Origin of the sequence: Lysobacter antibioticus (genome assembly GCF_000731095.1) — a bacterium.
Classification (GTDB): domain Bacteria; phylum Pseudomonadota; class Gammaproteobacteria; order Xanthomonadales; family Xanthomonadaceae; genus Lysobacter; species Lysobacter antibioticus_B.
Map to the genome: position 1 here is coordinate 25013 of NZ_JMTZ01000033.1, position 15520 is coordinate 40532.

Annotated in this window: 17 protein-coding genes; 14 read left to right on the forward strand and 3 right to left on the reverse strand. The window is 67.3% G+C overall.

Going from position 1 to position 15520, the window contains the following annotated elements; genetic code table 11:
• Positions 1-134 precede the first annotated feature (134 nt).
• The gene (locus EX88_RS0112040) at positions 135-890 is read left to right on the forward strand and encodes a type 1 glutamine amidotransferase (protein WP_051885040.1); all 756 of its coding nucleotides are present in this window, start codon (positions 135-137) and stop codon (positions 888-890) included.
• Positions 891-1241: 351 nt separating this feature from the next.
• Here the strand turns inward: EX88_RS0112040 and EX88_RS0112045 are convergent, their stop codons facing one another.
• Positions 1242-1442 carry a hypothetical protein gene (locus EX88_RS0112045; RefSeq protein WP_031372241.1) on the reverse strand — a complete coding sequence of 67 codons (201 nt, stop codon included), beginning with the start codon at positions 1440-1442 and terminating at the stop codon, positions 1242-1244.
• A gap of 199 nt (positions 1443-1641) precedes the next feature.
• Entirely contained in the window at positions 1642-2541 is a 900-nt protein-coding gene (locus tag EX88_RS0112050; RefSeq protein ID WP_031372242.1) for a pseudouridine synthase, read from the reverse strand.
• A gap of 218 nt (positions 2542-2759) precedes the next feature.
• Here EX88_RS0112050 and EX88_RS0112055 point away from each other — a divergent pair, with 218 nt between their 5' ends.
• Both EX88_RS0112055 and EX88_RS0112060 read left to right on the forward strand, forming a co-directional pair.
• On the forward strand, positions 2760-3317 hold the full coding sequence (locus EX88_RS0112055; RefSeq protein WP_031372243.1) for a YaeQ family protein: 558 nt from the start codon (positions 2760-2762) through the stop codon (positions 3315-3317).
• A 2-nt stretch (positions 3318-3319) separates the two neighbouring features.
• A complete protein-coding gene (locus EX88_RS0112060; protein ID WP_031372244.1) occupies positions 3320-4507 on the forward strand; it encodes an NAD(P)/FAD-dependent oxidoreductase in 1188 nt (395 codons plus the stop codon).
• A 301-nt stretch (positions 4508-4808) separates the two neighbouring features.
• On the opposite strand, the gene rimO is transcribed toward EX88_RS0112060, so the two are convergent.
• Positions 4809-6182, reverse strand: a complete 1374-nt coding sequence (rimO, locus tag EX88_RS0112065) for a 30S ribosomal protein S12 methylthiotransferase RimO (RefSeq protein ID WP_031372245.1) — start codon at positions 6180-6182, stop codon at positions 4809-4811.
• A 134-nt stretch (positions 6183-6316) separates the two neighbouring features.
• Here rimO and EX88_RS0112070 point away from each other — a divergent pair, with 134 nt between their 5' ends.
• From EX88_RS0112070 to EX88_RS23750, 11 genes are all read left to right on the forward strand, one after another.
• Complete coding sequence (locus tag EX88_RS0112070; RefSeq protein ID WP_031372246.1) at positions 6317-6991, forward strand: dienelactone hydrolase family protein; 675 nt, start codon at positions 6317-6319, stop codon at positions 6989-6991.
• Complete coding sequence (locus EX88_RS0112075; RefSeq protein ID WP_031372247.1) at positions 6988-7398, forward strand: HIT family protein; 411 nt, start codon at positions 6988-6990, stop codon at positions 7396-7398. Before EX88_RS0112070 ends, EX88_RS0112075 begins: the two co-directional genes overlap by 4 nt.
• Positions 7395-8129 carry a 5-oxoprolinase subunit PxpB gene (gene pxpB / locus EX88_RS0112080; protein WP_235186253.1) on the forward strand — a complete coding sequence of 245 codons (735 nt, stop codon included), beginning with the start codon at positions 7395-7397 and terminating at the stop codon, positions 8127-8129. Before EX88_RS0112075 ends, pxpB begins: the two co-directional genes overlap by 4 nt.
• A complete protein-coding gene (locus tag EX88_RS0112085) occupies positions 8126-9100 on the forward strand; it encodes a biotin-dependent carboxyltransferase family protein (protein WP_031372249.1) in 975 nt (324 codons plus the stop codon). The genes pxpB and EX88_RS0112085 overlap by 4 nt, the downstream gene beginning before the upstream one ends.
• Positions 9101-9281: 181 nt before the next feature.
• Complete coding sequence (locus EX88_RS0112090; RefSeq protein WP_051885041.1) at positions 9282-11120, forward strand: DUF885 domain-containing protein; 1839 nt, start codon at positions 9282-9284, stop codon at positions 11118-11120.
• Between the two features lie 417 nt (positions 11121-11537).
• Complete coding sequence (locus tag EX88_RS26700) at positions 11538-11705, forward strand: LiaI-LiaF-like domain-containing protein (protein ID WP_031372251.1); 168 nt, start codon at positions 11538-11540, stop codon at positions 11703-11705.
• A gap of 19 nt (positions 11706-11724) precedes the next feature.
• Positions 11725-12471 (forward strand): 5-oxoprolinase subunit PxpA, encoded by a 747-nt coding sequence (locus EX88_RS0112100; RefSeq protein ID WP_031372252.1) that lies wholly within the window; start codon positions 11725-11727, stop codon positions 12469-12471.
• 72 nt (positions 12472-12543) lie between these two features.
• A complete protein-coding gene (locus EX88_RS0112105; protein WP_031372253.1) occupies positions 12544-13245 on the forward strand; it encodes a DUF969 domain-containing protein in 702 nt (233 codons plus the stop codon).
• Complete coding sequence (locus EX88_RS0112110; RefSeq protein ID WP_031372254.1) at positions 13242-14195, forward strand: DUF979 domain-containing protein; 954 nt, start codon at positions 13242-13244, stop codon at positions 14193-14195. The genes EX88_RS0112105 and EX88_RS0112110 overlap by 4 nt, the downstream gene beginning before the upstream one ends.
• On the forward strand, positions 14192-14920 hold the full coding sequence (gene pcp / locus EX88_RS0112115; RefSeq protein ID WP_081930909.1) for a pyroglutamyl-peptidase I: 729 nt from the start codon (positions 14192-14194) through the stop codon (positions 14918-14920). Before EX88_RS0112110 ends, pcp begins: the two co-directional genes overlap by 4 nt.
• A 45-nt stretch (positions 14921-14965) precedes the next feature.
• Positions 14966-15274: a hypothetical protein gene (locus EX88_RS23750; protein ID WP_036148699.1), complete on the forward strand. Its 309-nt coding sequence runs from the start codon at positions 14966-14968 to the stop codon at positions 15272-15274.
• The last annotated feature ends 246 nt before the right edge of the window (positions 15275-15520 follow it).

Here is a 15520-nt window from a genome sequence, read left to right on the forward strand (position 1 = left end):
CCGCCAGCGGGAGAGGGAGCCATTCGCGGCAACGGCAGCCAGCCACCGCATCCGCACCAAAACTCATAAGCCAACCATCGCGTATCGGCGCCGATCTTTGGCATAGTCGCAGCGTAGTCGCTACGCCCCCGCACATGCCCCGCATCCTGGTCTTCCAACACGTCGCCGCCGAACCGCTGGGCACGCTCGATCCCCTGATCCGGCGTCGCGGCCATCGCATCCGTTTCACCAACTTCGACCGCGACCCGCAGGCGCAGCCGAACGTCGACCGCTACCGCGGCCTGATCGTGCTCGGCGGGCCGATGAACGTCGAAGACCAGGCGCAGCGCCCGCATCTGCGCACCGAACTGCTCGCGATCGAACGCATGCTCGAACAGGGCAAGCCGGTGCTCGGTATCTGCCTGGGCGCGCAACTGCTCGCCCACGTGCTCGGCGCACCGGTGCGCAAACACCATCGCCCCGAAATCGGCTGGTACCCGCTGCAGACCACCGAAGCCGGCCACGGCGATCCTGTGCTTGCGCCGCTGGCCGGCACCGCGCCGGTGTTCCAGTGGCACCGCTACAGCTTCGAAGTGCCGCAGGGCGCGCACCACCTCGCCCGCACCGACACCTGCGAGCAACAGGCCTTCCGCTGGGGCGACAACGCCTACGGCTTCCAGTTCCATCTGGAAATGGACGTGCCGCTGATCGAACGCTGGCTGGCCAACCCGGTCTACCGCGAAGAACTGGCCGAACTCGGCCACGACACCAGCGAAGCAGCGATACGCGCGCATACCCTCCAACACATCCACGCCATGCAGACCCGCGCCGACGCGGTGTTCAACAACTTCCTAGACCTCATCGGCCAACCGCAACGGCGCTACACCCTGCCCTCGCGCGAGTGGGTTTGAGCCCGTCCGACTTTCAGAATGCGCAGACCCGCTCCAAGGGTAGGAGCGGCGTCCAAAAGGGATTTCCTGCGGTCACAAGCCGCGACCGCGCCGCTTCCGATAGCGACGTCAGTAACGACCGAGACGTCCTTCGCAGTTGCACAGTTAGAGCAGCTGACTGTTGGTTAGGGGGCATTCGTTCGAGTCCAACTTCGGCGCCATAGAGTTACAAGCACTTCAGTCGATCACCGACAGCATCGCTGAGCCCAGGCCAGGTTGCGCGGCCGACTGCAACCTGGACCATGTGGCCGAGCTCAATACACCCGCAAGCGGGCTCGACTTGAATGAAAGTCAGGCAGCACTCAAGCGAATCTACTTCTTGGCCGCGGCCTTCTTTTTCTGGGCAGCCAATGAAGCTCGGAGCTCCTTCATCTGCGCATCTTTGACTTTGAGTTTCGCCTTCTGTACTGCCACATCAGCCTTGAGCTTCTCGTTCACTGCGATAAGGCGCTCCTCTCGGAGCGAATGGTTCTTATCGCCAAGCTTACGGCCACCTGCCTTCTTAACTGCCATGTCAGTCCCCCTCTGTTAGCCCAGTTACCAAGTTGATCCTGCTGCCCCCAAGCTGCGAAATCAAGTTTTGCTGAAACGCTGGTAATCCAGGACATAAAGGTAATTAGCCTGCTCCAGACAGATCAATAACTTATGAGGAGCAAAGACGTATATTGAATTAGCTTGGGTCGTTGATTTAGATGAACTCTAGCGTTGGCCACTAATCAGGAGGTAACCCCAACCCACTCTCAAACCACCGCTCGCCCCCATCCAGCGGATCGACGAACCGCAACGAGCGCGCCAGCAGTTTCAGCGGCCGCGTGTAGTCGTCGGCCAGTGCCTGCGGCGACAAGGGGTAGAACGGGTCGTTGAGGATCGGGGCGCCAAGGGCGGCCAGGTGCACGCGCAGTTGGTGTTTGCGGCCGGTCACCGGTTCCAGGGCATAGCGCCAGATCGGGCCGCCGCGGTCGATGACGTCGATGCGGGTCTCGCTGTTGGGTTCGCCTTCGGCCTCGCACATGCGGAAGAACGGCTCGCCTGCGACCAGGCGCGAACGCCGTACCAACGGGAATTCGAGGATCGGCAGGGCCGGCGCCAAGGCTTCGTAGCGCTTGTGGATGCGGCGTTCGCGAAACAAGGTCTGATAGGCCGCGCGCGAGGTTGAGTCGCGCGAGAACAGCATCACCCCGGCGGTGCCGCGGTCGAGCCGATGCAAGGGCACCAGATCGGGTTCGTCGTAGCGCCGGATCAGTCTCGTCAGCAAGGTCTCGGCGACGAAGCCGCCGGACGGGGTCACCGGCAGGAAATGCGGTTTGTCGACCACCAGCAGGTGCGCGTCGCGATGCAGCACGCGCTCTTCGAACGGAATTCGCGGTTCCTCGGCGACTTCGCGGAAATACAGGATCTCCATGCCGATCCGATAGACGGCGTCGGCCCTCAGCGGCTGGCGTTGCGCATCGAGCACGCGGCCGCGCGCGAAGCGGTCGAGCCAACGCTCGCGTGCGATCGCCGGAAAACGTGCGCACAGGCCATCGAGCAAGTTCGTCCACGGGCCGGGCGGCAGTTGCAATCGGCTCGGGGCGACGCCATCGAGGGACGCATTCGGTTCGTTCGGCGACATGCCGGCATCATCGCCGACTTCGCCGCCCTCGCCCACGCCGGAGAACGGCGGCCCGGCGCCCCATCCAGACAAGGTCCAGCCCTGATCCAGCAAGACCCAGCCAAGATGCAGCCAGCCGGACGACGGCCCGATCAGCCTGAACCAGCCCGGGCACCCCGAACCGGACGCGGAAGCCGCCAGCGCCTAGAATGCGCGCTGTTTTCCTGCGAGCTCAGCCCATGGCGCCCAATGCCACCATCGTCAAGATCGAGTTGCAAATCAGCGACATGGACCGGCATTACTACGCCGCCCACGCCCTGACCCTGGCGCAACACCCCTCCGAAACCCAGCAACGGCTGATGGTGCGGATGCTGGCGTTCGCGTTGAACGCGCAGGAGCGGCTGGAATTCGGCCCGGGCCTGAGCAGCGAGGACGAGCCCGACGTGGTCCTGCGCGACTACACCGGCGACATCGATTTGTGGATCGACGTGGGCCAGCCCGACGAGTCGCGCATCCGCAAGGCCTGCGGCCGCGCGCGCCAGGTGGTGGTGGTGAACTACGGCGGCCGCGCCGCCGACATCTGGTGGGACAAGAATGTCGCCATCCTGCGCCGGCTCAAGAACCTGACCGTGCTCGACCTAGACCCGGTCGCAGTAGAAGCGATGGCCGGCCTGGTCGAACGCAGTTTCCGCCTCGATTGCCAGATCCAGGACGGCGAAGTGTCGCTGAGCACCGACAAGGGCGCGCTGGTGCTGACCCCGGGCGTGCGCCAGAGCGCGGACGCGCGAGCCGCCTGAGCATGACGGAAGCGGTCGATGTGCTGATCGTCGGCGGCGGCGCCGCCGGCTTGATGTGCGCCCTGACCGCGGGCCGCCGCGGCCTGCGCGCGGTGGTCATCGAGCACGCCAACAAGGTCGGCAAGAAGATCCTGATGTCGGGCGGCGGGCGCTGCAATTTCACCAACACCGGCACCACCCCGGCCAATTACCTCTCGGCCAATCCGCACTTCTGCAAGTCCGCGCTGGCGCGTTACACGCCGTGGGATTTCATCGCGATGGTCGAGCGCCATCGCATCGCCTATCACGAGAAAGAACTCGGCCAGCTGTTCTGCGACGTGTCGTCGAAGCTGATCGTGCAGATGCTGGTCGACGAATGCCTGGCGGCCGGGGTGCGCATCGAGATCGGCTGCGCGGTCGAACGCATCGTCCATAACGAGGGCGACAGCGGTTTCCGCGTGCATACCGCGCGCGGCGGGTTCGCGGCGCAGTCGTTGGTGGTCGCCAGCGGCGGCCTGTCGATTCCGAGCATGGGCGCGACCGGCTTCGGTTACGAGTTGGCGAAGCGCTATGGCCACAACGTGTTGCCGACCCGCGCCGGCTTGGTGCCGTTGACGCTGAGCGGTAAACACCAGGAACGCCTGCAGGACCTCAGCGGCGTCGCCCTGCCGGTCACCGCGAGCTGCAACGGCCAGAGTTTCAGCAATCAAATGCTGATCACCCATCGCGGCATCAGCGGCCCGTCGATCCTGCAGATCTCGTCGTACTGGCAGCCCGGCGACGATCTGCGCCTGGATCTGCTGCCGGGGCACGATGCGCTCGATTGGCTGCAGACGCAGCAACGCGAGCGTTCCGCCGCGGAGTTGAAGACCGTGCTCGGCGAGGTGGTGCCGCGGCGTTTCGCCCAGCGTTTGTGCGAGGTCTGGCTGGGCAACAAGCCGATGAAGCAATACAACCTGCCGGAGCTGAAGCAGCTCGCCGCGAGCTTGAGCGAATGGCCGCTGATCGCCAGCGGCACCGAGGGTTATCGCACCGCCGAAGTGACCTTGGGAGGCGTCGACACCGACGAGCTGTCGTCGAGCACGATGCAGTCCAAGCGCGTGCCGGGCCTGTATTTCATCGGCGAGGCCATCGACGTCACCGGTTGGCTCGGCGGCTACAACTTCCAGTGGGCCTGGGCGTCGGGGCATGCGGCGGGACAGGCGGTTTGACTGTGGTTGCGTCGTGGGCCTGTTGGCGCGGTCGCGACTTACGTCGCTCCTACAGGGGATGGCGGCGTCGCGGATGTAGGAGCGGCGTGAGCCGCGACCGCGAAACCACGGTTACGGCGTAATCCGATTGGCGCGGTCGCGACTTGCGTCGCTCCTACAGGGGTTACGACGTCGCGACCTCGTATCTGCAGTCGCGCCGTAGTTCCATTGCCGCGGTCGCGACTTGTGACCGCAGGAAATCCCTGTGGGACGTCGCTCCTACCCCGGGACCTCGGGATGACACCGCCGCTCGGCGCCCGCCTCAATCCTGTTCGACGGCTTCGCCGAACAGGTCGTGTTCGTCGCTGCCCATGATCTCGACGTCGACGAATTGGCCGACGCGCAGCTGCGCTTCGAGGCCGTTCTGGATCTGCACCAGGCCGTCGATCTCCGGCGCATCGGCCATCGAACGGGCGATGGCGAGGTCGCCGTCGATGGCGTCGACCAGGCAGCGCTGGATGCTGCCGACCTTGGCTTCGAGCTTGGCCGCGGAAATCTCGGCCTGGCGCTCCATGAAACGCGCCAGACGCTCCTGTTTGACGTCTTCGTCGACCGGATCGGGCAGATCGTTGGCCTTGGCGCCGTCGACCGGCGAATAGGCGAATGCGCCGACGCGGTCGAGCTGGGCCTCGTCGAGGAAGTCGAGCAGTTCCTCGAACTCCTGCTCGGTCTCGCCGGGGAAACCGACGATGAAGGTGCTGCGGATCGCGATGTCCGGGGCAATCGAACGCCAGCGCTGGATGCGCTCGAGGGTCTTGTCGACCGCGCCGGGGCGCTTCATCAGCTTGAGCACGCGCGGGCTGGCGTGCTGGAACGGAATGTCGAGGTAAGGCAGCAGCTTGGGCATCCCGTTATGAGTCTGGGCCATCAAGGGGATGATGTCGTCGACGTGCGGATACGGATAAACGTAGTGCAAACGCGTCCAGATGCCGAGTTCGCTGAGGCCTTCGCACAGCGCCTTCATCCGGGTCTGGTAGGACTTGCCGCGCCATTCGCGCTCGGCGTATTTGACGTCGACGCCGTAGGCCGAGGTGTCCTGCGAGATCACCAGCAGTTCCTTGACCCCGCCCATCGCCAGCTTTTCGGCTTCGCGCAGCACTTCGTCGACCGGGCGCGAGACCAGGTCGCCGCGCATCGACGGAATGATGCAGAAGCTGCAGCGGTGATTGCAGCCTTCGGAAATCTTCAGATAGGCGTAGTGCTTGGGGGTGAGCTTGACGCCGATGCCGTCGTCGCGGCGCGGCACCAGGTCGATGAACGGGTCGTGCTTCGGCGGCAGCGCCGCGTGCACCGCGCTCATCACGCTGCCGTAGTCCTGCGGTCCGCTGATCGACAGCACGCCGGGGTGCGCTTCGCGGATCAGCTCCGAGCGCTTGCCGAGGCAGCCGGTGACGATGACCTTGCCGTTCTCGGCGATGGCCTCGCCGATCGCGTCCAGCGATTCGGTCACCGCCGAGTCGATGAAGCCGCAGGTGTTGACCACCACCACGTCGGCGGCGTCGTAGGTCTGGACGATGTCGTAACCCTCGACCCGCAACTGGGTGAGGATGCGTTCCGAATCGACCAGCGCCTTGGGGCAACCGAGACTGACGAAACCGACTTTGGGATTGGCTGGCGAGACGCTGGCGGAAGACATGAACGAGGAGACCTGAACAAGAGAGCCGGACGCCGCGGGGGCGGCCGGGCCCGGGCGGGAACCGCCGGGGCGCGAATTATAGCCTCCGGGGCTAAACTGGCCGCGGTTTGGATGAATTCGTTCGGGAGCAGGCCATGGGCCACTGGATCGACCTCGACACCCCGGCCGGCACGGTCGCCGCCTGGCGCACCGACCCCAGCGCGGTCCCGCGCGGCGGATTGGTGGTGATTCAAGAGATTTTCGGGGTCAACGCGCATATCCGCGACGTCGCCGAACGCTTCGCCCAGGCCGGTTACGCGGTGCTGGCCCCGGCCCTGTTCGACCCGGTCGAGCGCGGCGTCGAGCTGGGTTACGACCAGTCGGCGGCCGCGCGCGGGGTCGAATTGCGCAATGCCGTAGGTTTCGACCGCGCCACCGAGATCGTCGGTGCGGCCGCCCACCTGCTGCAGGGCGAAGGCCTGCGCACCGGCGCGATCGGCTTCTGCTGGGGCGGCTCGGTCGCTTTTCTCGCCAATACCCGCCTCGACCTGCCGGCGGTGAGCTACTACGGCGCCCGCACCGTGCCGTTCCTGAGCGAGCGGCCGCGTGCGCCGGTCCGCGCGCCGATCCTGTTCCACTTCGGCCGCCACGACGGCAGCATCCCGCCGGAAGCGATCGAACAGCACCGACAGGCGCTGCCGACCGCGCCGATCCACCTCTACGAAGCCGGCCACGGCTTCAACTGCAACCTGCGCGCCGACTACGACGCCGACAGCGCCGCGTTGGCCTGGACTCGCACGCTCGATTTTCTAGCGGACAGCCTCAAATGAATCCCTGGCACCTGCACCCGCAACTCGCCGACGACACCCATCCGGTCGCCCAGTTCGAACTCAGCGAACTGCGCCTGATGGACGACGCCAACCATCCCTGGCTGATCCTGGTGCCGCGCGTCGACGGCGCGGTCGAACTGATCGATCTCGACGAGCAACAACAGCTCGCCCTGACCCGCGAGATCGCCCGCACCAGCCGTGCCTTGCAGGCCGCGTTCAAGCCGCACAAGCTCAACGTCGCCGCGCTGGGCAACCTGGTGCCGCAGTTGCACGTGCACGTGATCGCGCGCTATCGCGAGGACATCGCCTGGCCGCGTCCGGTCTGGGGCATGGCCAGCGCGCAGCCGTATTCCCCCGAGATCCTGGTGCAACGCATCCGCCGCCTGCAGGACGCGTTGCCGGCGTGAGCGCGGCTACGGCGTCGGCGCCATCGGCCTTCGTGTTCGAAGCGCTTGCCGACGATGCCTGGCTGCTGCGGCTCGGCGACGGCATCGACGACGCGGTCAACGCGCGCGTGCACCGCCTCGCCGCGCGGCTGCGCGCGCAAGCGCCGCCGTGGCTGCGCGACCTGGTGCCTGCCTACGCCAGCCTGGCGCTGTTCTTCGACGAGGCCGCGGTCGACGCCTTGAGCGTGCAGGCCTGGCTGATGACGCAATGCGCCGTCATCGACGCGAGCGATGACGAGCTACCCACGCCGCAACGCATCGTCGAGATCCCGGTCGCCTACGGCGGCCACTACGGCCCGGATCTCGACAGCGCCGCCGCCGAACTCGGCCTGTCCGCGCACGAGCTGATCGCGCGTCATAGCGGCGGCGAATACACGGTGGCGATGATCGGCTTCGCCCCGGGCTTTCCGTATCTGTCCGGGCTCGACCCCGCGCTCGCGCTGCCGCGCCTGGCGACGCCGCGCACCGAAGTCGCCGCCGGCAGCGTCGCCATCGGCGGCGCCCAGACCGGCATCTATCCGCGCCCCGGTCCCGGTGGTTGGCGTCTGCTCGGTCGCACGCCGCTGGCCTTGTTCGACGTCGCGCGCGCCCAGCCGAGCCTGCTGCAACCCGGCGACCGCGTGCGCTTCGTCGCCATCGACGCGGCCGAGTTCGCCGAACTTGCGCGCCTGCAAGCGCAGACGCCGGCATGAACACACGAAACGAATTCATCGAAGTGATCGCGCCCGGCCCGCTGACCAGCGTGCAGGACCGGGGCCGGCACGGTTGGCGCCATCTCGGCATCGCCCGCAGCGGCGCGCTCGACCCGGAACTGGCCGCGCTGGCCAATCATCTGGTCGGCAATCGCGACGACGATGCCGTGCTCGAACTGAGCCTGCACGGCCCGAGCCTGCGCCTGCCGCGGCCTTCGCGCATCGCCCTGCTCGGCGCGTCGGTCGATGCCCGCTTCGAGGGCACGGTGTTGCCGATGGCGCGGCCGATCGATCTGCCGGCCGGCACGCTCAAGCTCGGCGGCGTGCGCAACGGCGTGCGCGCCTGGCTGGCGATCGCCGGCGGTTTCGAAGTGGCGCCGGTGCTCGGCAGCCGCAGCACCGACCTGCGCGGCGGCTTCGGCGGTCACCAGGGCCGCGCCTTGCAGGCCGGCGACCGTCTGCCGCTCGGTTCGGCGCCGAGCTTGCGCATCGACTCGCCGCAGATCGCGCGCTGGTGGGTCGACCCCGACTTCGACGAAGACCCGCACCTGCCGATCCGCTACCTGCCCGTCGCAAACCCGGCGTTGGCCGACAGCGCCGCAGCGCTCGCCCGCCAGCCCTGGAGCGTCGCCGCCGCCAGCAATCGCCAAGGCCTGCGCCTGGACGGCGCGCCCTTGCCCGCCGTCGGCGGCAGCGGCGTGTCCGAGCCGGTTGCGCCCGGCACCATCCAATTGCCGGCCGACGGGCGTCCTATCGTCCTGCTCGCCGACGCCCAGACCGTCGGCGGTTATGCGCGCCTGGGGCATGTGATCGCCGCCGATCTGCCGCGTTTGGCGCAGGCACCTCCGCATGCGCGGCTGCGCTTTGAGGCCTGCGATGCGCCAGCGGCGATTGCTGCGCTGCGGCATCGGCGCGAACGCATGGCGCGTCTGCGCCTTGCGCTGGCATCGCGCTTGCCGCACACGCGCTAGCGGCATCGCGGATCTCCGCCACTGTGCCGAATTCGGCACCCAGCTAGGGCAAAAGGCACTATCGCTTCCGGCCCGGTTGCCGCGACGATCGACGGCGCACTCACGCCGCCGCTCAGGCGGTCCGCACCTGCTCGACCGTCACACGAACCGCTTCGCCGTCATCGCCTTCTGGAGATCCCGCATGCGTTCCCTGCGTCTGTTGTCGCTGTCCGTCTGTGTCGTCGCCGCGCTCGCCGCCGGCTGCAAATCCGAAACCGCCGCACCGCCCGCCGGTGCCGATGCCGCGCCCGTCGCGGCCAAGCCGGCCGGCGCCGAATGGAACGCCGCCGTCGACGGCTTCCTCAGCGGTTTCTTCGAACACTTCCCGACCTGGGGCGCGAACGCCGGCAAGCACGAGTTCGACGGTCGCCTGCCGGATTTCTCGGCCGAAGGCCTGCAACGCAACATCCAATGGCTGCACCAGCAGCGCGACGCGATCAACGCGTTCGGCGACGAGCGCCTCGACGCCGCTCAGCGCTATCAACGCGATTACGTGCGCGCGGTCATCGACGGCCAGTTGTTCTGGCTGGAAGAGTCGGGTTTTTCCGCCAAGAACCCGGCCTTCTACGCCGGCGACCTGTCGCCGAGCATGTACCTGACCCGTCCTTATGCGCCCTTGCCGCAGCGCATGGCCGCGTTCGTGACCTATCAGGAAAACCTGCCCAAGGCGGTCGCGCAGATCCGCGCCAACCTCAAGGGCCCGTTCCCCGAAACCTATATCCAGCTCGGCACCGCGGTGTTCGGCGGCCTCGCCCAGTTCTTCGACACCGACGTGCCGAAGATCTTCGCCGAGATCAAGGACGACGCCCTGCAGGCGCGCTTCAAGCAATCCAACGCCGCCGCCTCGGCCGCCATGCGCGAACTGGCCGAACACATGGCCTCGCAGAAAGCCCAGGCCACCCAGGATTTCGCCTTGGGTGCGGACAAGTTCGCGAAGATGCTCAAGGCCACCGAAGGCGTCGACCTGCCGCTGGACCAGCTCAAAGCCGCCGGCGAAGCCGACCTCGAACGCAACCTCGCCGCATTGAAGAGCGCCTGCGACCAATACGCCAAGGGCAAATCGCTCAATGACTGCATCACCCGGGTCAACGACGACAAACCGGTCGGCGGCGCGGTCGAAGGCGCGCGCGCGCAACTGGTCGGCTTGCGCCAGTTCCTGGTCGACAAGGACCTGGTGACGATCCCGGGCACCGAGCAGGCCAAGGTCGAGGAAGCGCCGCCGTTCAACCGCAACAACTTCGCCTACATCGAGATCCCCGGCCCGTACGAGAAGAATCTGCCGTCGGTCTACTACATCGCCCCGCCCGATCCGAACTGGCCGAAGGCCGAACAGGACGCCTACGTGCCGGGCAAGGCCGACCTGCTGTTCACCTCGGCGCACGAAGTGTGGCCGGGCCATTTCCTGCAGTTCCTGCACGCCAACCGTTCGCAGTGGAAGTTCGCCCAGTTGTTCGTCGGCTATGCCTATGCCGAAGGCTGGGCGCACTACACCGAGGAAATGATGTTCGACGCCGGCCTCGACGGTGCGACCCCGGAAATCCACATCGGCCAACTCACCAACGCGCTGCTGCGCAACGTGCGTTATCTGTCGGCGATCGGCCTGCATACCGGCGGCATGACCGTCGCCCAGTCCGAACAGATGTTCAAGGACAAGGCTTTCCAGGACCCGGGCAACGCCCGCCAGCAGGCCGCGCGCGGCACCTACGATCCGGCCTACCTCAACTACACCTTGGGCAAGCTGATGATCATGCAGTTGCGCGAAGACTGGACCGCTACGCGCGGCGGCCGCAACGCGTGGAAAGGCTTCCACGACCAGTTCCTGAGCTACGGCGGCCCGCCGATCCCGCTGCTGCGCGGGCAGATGCTGGGCACCAAGCCGGAAACCAAGTTGTGGCAGGCGCCCAAGCCTGCGGCCACACCGGTGGCCAGCGCAACGGCACCGTCTTCCGCGGCGCCGACCGCGACCGGCGCCGCGCACTGAACCGATCGAAACACCGATGACGACAAGAACGGGGCCGCACGCGGCCCCGTTCTTGTTCGGGCGGCAACCGGCTTGCGTACGCGAAACTCCGCTGTATATCCCCGCTTTGAAATCTGTTTTAGATCCCCCCTTTGAAAAAGGGGGGCCAGGGGGGATTTGCTCTTCGCTGAAACGGCAAAGCGAATCCCCCGGCGCAGCCGCTCTACCCCGACCTCCGTTTGCGCGGGCCCCTGCCCCCTCAACAAAGGGGCCGAGCTTCCAGCTCGTTCGTACTCACAGACTCGGCCGCCCTCGCTCGTACGATGCATCCCGCAAGCCAGCCGCGCCTAGCCCGCCTCTTGGTCCCCCCGCCCCAACCCGTCTAGACTCCTTACGTCCCCGGGCCCGGCGCCCTGCACCACTTACGAGACCGCACCAATGAAATCCAACGTCGTCGGCGCCCTGATCCTGATCGTCATCGGCACCCTGTTCCTGCTCAACAATCTGGGCCTCACCAATGTCAGCCTGACCCGCTTGCTGATGACCTGGTGGCCGGCGATCCTGATCGCCGTGGGCCTGGGTCTGCTGTTCAAGCGCGGCAAATAGCCGCGCGGAGTCTCGCCTCATGCAGGACCGCATCGATTTCAATTGCGATCTCGGCGAGGGTTGCGGCGACGACGCCGCCATCCTGCCCTTCGTCAGTTCGGCCAACATCGCCTGCGGCGGCCATGCCGGCGACGAAGCGACGATGCGCGAAACCCTGCGCCTGTGCCGCGAACACGGCGTCGCCGCCGGCGCGCATCCGGGTTACGACGATCCCGAACACTTCGGCCGCCGCACCCTGCCGCTGAGCCGCGACGAGATCGGCATGCTGATGCTCAACCAGCTCGCCCGGCTCGCCGCGGTCGCCGCCGACGAGGGCGTGCGCCTGACCCACGTCAAACCGCACGGCGCGCTGTACAACCTCGCCGCCGACGACCGCATCGTCGCCGAAGCCATCGTCGGCGCGGTCGCCGCGTTCGATCCGAACCTGATCGTCTACGGTCTGTCGCAATCGCAGCTCACCGACGCGGCCGAAGCCGCCGGCCTGCGCGTCGCCCACGAGGTCTTCGCCGAACGCGGTTATGCCCGCAACGGCCGGCTGTTGCCGCGCGGCCAGCCCGGCGCGGTGATCGAGTCGCTCGACGCGGCGATCGCCCAGGTCCATGGCCTGGTCGTGCGCGGCGAAGTCGCCACCGCCGACGGCGGCCGCATCGCGCTGCGCGCCGACACCCTGTGCCTGCACGGCGACCGCAGCGACGCGCCGGCGTTCGCGCGCGCGCTGCGCGACGCGCTCGTGGCCGACGGCATCCGCATCCTGCCGGTCGCATGAGCGCCCGCGCCCTATCGCAGACGGCGCCATCGGCAAACCGCATCACCGAATTTCCATGAGCGAGGGCGTGGCATGAACTATTGGCCCCTGATCGGCGTCGCCGCGGTCGTGATCGGCTTCGTACTGCGGCTCAATCCGGCCCTGGTCGTGGTCGCCGCCGGTTTCATCACCGGCCTGGCGGCGCAGCTGTCGCCGCTGGACATCCTCGAAGTGCTGGGCAAAGCGTTCACCGAGAAACGCTTTCTGTTGCTGTTCCTGCTGACCCTGCCGGTGATCGGCCTGCTCGAACGCCACGGCCTGAAGGAACACGCGCAAAACTGGGTCGCGCGATTGCGCGGCGCGACCATGGCGCGGCTGTTGGTCGCCTATCTGCTGATGCGCCAGCTGTCTTCGGCGATCGGCCTGACCAGCCTCGGCGGGCATCCGCAGACGGTGCGGCCGCTGCTCGCGCCGATGGCCGAGGGCGCGGCGCAGACCCGCCATGGCGAGCTCGACGACGACGAACGCCAACGCATCCGCGCCCTGGCCGCCGGCACCGACAACGTCGGCATGTTCTTCGGCGAGGACATTTTCATCGCCTTCGGCGCGGTGCTGCTGATCCAGAGCTTCTTCGCCGAGCACGGCTTCACGCTCGATCCGCTGCAGATCGCCTTGTGGGGCATTCCGACCGCGATCTGCGCCTTCGTGATCCACTCGGTGCGGATCGTGCGCTTCGAACGCGGACTGGCGCGACGGCGCGCCGTTGCGGCGACGACCGAAGCGCCCGCGCCATGATCACCCTGACCTTCGTCTACTGGGTGCTCGGCGCCTATTTCGGCGTCCTCGCCTGGCGCGGCCTGCGCGATCGCTCGAATCCGCGCCGCCATGCGAACGGCACGTTCTGGGGCCTGATCGCATTGCTGATGTTCGCCGCCGAGCATCTTCCGAACAAAGTCGTCGGCGCCTGCGTGGTCGTGCTCGCGGTGCTCGCCGGTTTCGGCGGCCTCGGCAAGGGCGGTTACGACGAAACCGCCGCCGAAGAAAAACAGGACGAAGCGCAGCGGCTCGGCAACCGGCTGTTCTGGCCGGCGCTGTTGATCCCCAGCGTGACCCTGATCGGCGCGCTCGGCCTGAAGTACGTGCGCATCGGCGACACGCCCTTGCTGCAGACCGCCAACGTCACCCTGATCGCGCTCGCGATCGCCTGCCTGATCGCGCTCGCGGCCGCATGCCGGCTGACCGGGCAGACGCCGTGGAGCGGCGTCGAGCAATCGCGGCGCCTGGTCGATTCGATCGGTTGGGCGGCCTTGCTGCCGCTGCTGCTGGCCACGCTCGGCAGCGTGTTCGAAGCCGGCGGCGTCGGCCAGGCCGTGGCCGGCGTGGTGCGCTCGGTGATTCCGGTCGACAACGCCTTCGTCGTGGTCGCGGCCTACGCGCTCGGCATGGCCTTGTTCACCGTGATCATGGGCAACGCCTTCGCCGCGTTCCCGGTCATGACCGCCGGCATCGCCCTGCCCTTGCTGGTCCATCACCACGGCGCCGAACCGGCCTCGCTGGCGGCCATCGGCATGCTCTCGGGCTATTGCGGCACCCTGCTGACGCCGATGGCGGCGAACTACAACCTGGTGCCGGCGGCCTTGCTCGAACTCAAGGACCCCTACGCCGTGATCCGCGCGCAATGGCCGACCGGCATGGTGCTGCTGGCTTGCAACGTCGCGCTGATGTACTGGATCGCGTTCCGATGAAGGCGCGCCCGCCGACTGTGCAGGCACCGACTCTACAGGCACCGACTCTGCAAGCGCCGGCTCTGCAAGCACCGATCCTGTTGACCGGCTTCGCGCCGTTCGGCGGCGAAACCGACAACCCGAGCTGGGACGCGGTACGCCGGCTCGACGGCGCGTCGATCGCAGGCAACGACGGCGCCGAACATCGCATCGTCGCGCGTTGCCTGCCGGTCGCGTTCGGCCAATGCCTCGACGAATTGAACCAAGCCATCGACAGTTTGCGGCCGGCGCTGGTGCTGTGCGTCGGCCAGGCCGGCGGCCGCGCGCAATTGTCGCTGGAGCGCATCGCGATCAACGTCGACGATGCGCGCATCGCCGACAACCGCGGCGCGCAACCGATCGACGAGCCGGTGGTCGCCGACGGCCCGGCCGCGTACTTCACCGACCTGCCGATCAAGGCCATGCTCGCGGCGCTGCGCACGGCCGGCATCCCGGCCGAGGTGTCCCAGACCGCCGGCACCTATGTCTGCAATCACCTGTTCTATGGGCTGATGCATACCCTGCGCGGCCACGACGGCGTTCGAGGCGGCTTCATCCACATTCCGTATGCTCCGGCACAGGCTGCGCGCCATGCCGGTGCGCCGAGTCTGGCGATCGATACCGTCGTGCAAGGCCTGCGGGTGGCGCTGGAGACGGCGCTGACCACGCGGGTCGACCGACGCATCGCCGGCGGCGCCGAACACTGAACCGGGCGTTCGCCTACCCATCCAATATCCGACGGAGTATCCCCCATGCATCGCCTGTTGCTCGCCGCCCTGCTCGCCACCGCCGCCGTCGCCGGCTCGATCGCCGCCCCCGCGCACGCCGGCCTGTTCGACAAGAACCCCGAGCAGGTCGCCACCGAGGCCGTCAACAAGAACCTGATCGCGGTGACCCTGTGGGTCGACGCGAGCTGGGGTTTCCGCAACCAGGGCGCGGCCAACGCGCTGAGCCGCGCGCATCAGGCCTTCACCACCCGCGATTACGACGTGGTCAGCGTCGAGCCGTATATCGAGAACGGCGATCTGCAGGGGTTTTTCGTTACCTATCAGCGGCGCTGAGCGCGGGCTTTCTGAAGGCTGCGCCGGTGGTCGTAGCGGCGCGGTCGCGGCTCGCGCCGCTCCTACCCTGGAATCGTCGACATCTTGTGGATGCGCGGTCGCGGCGTATGACCGGAGGAAATCCCAGTGGGACGCCGCTCCTACCCAGGGCCCGGGCGTTCTCGAGGCCATAAAAAACGCGCCGATGCGAAAGCATCGGCGCGTTTTTTTGAGGCGAGGACGCGTCCGGGATCAGCGCGCGACCAC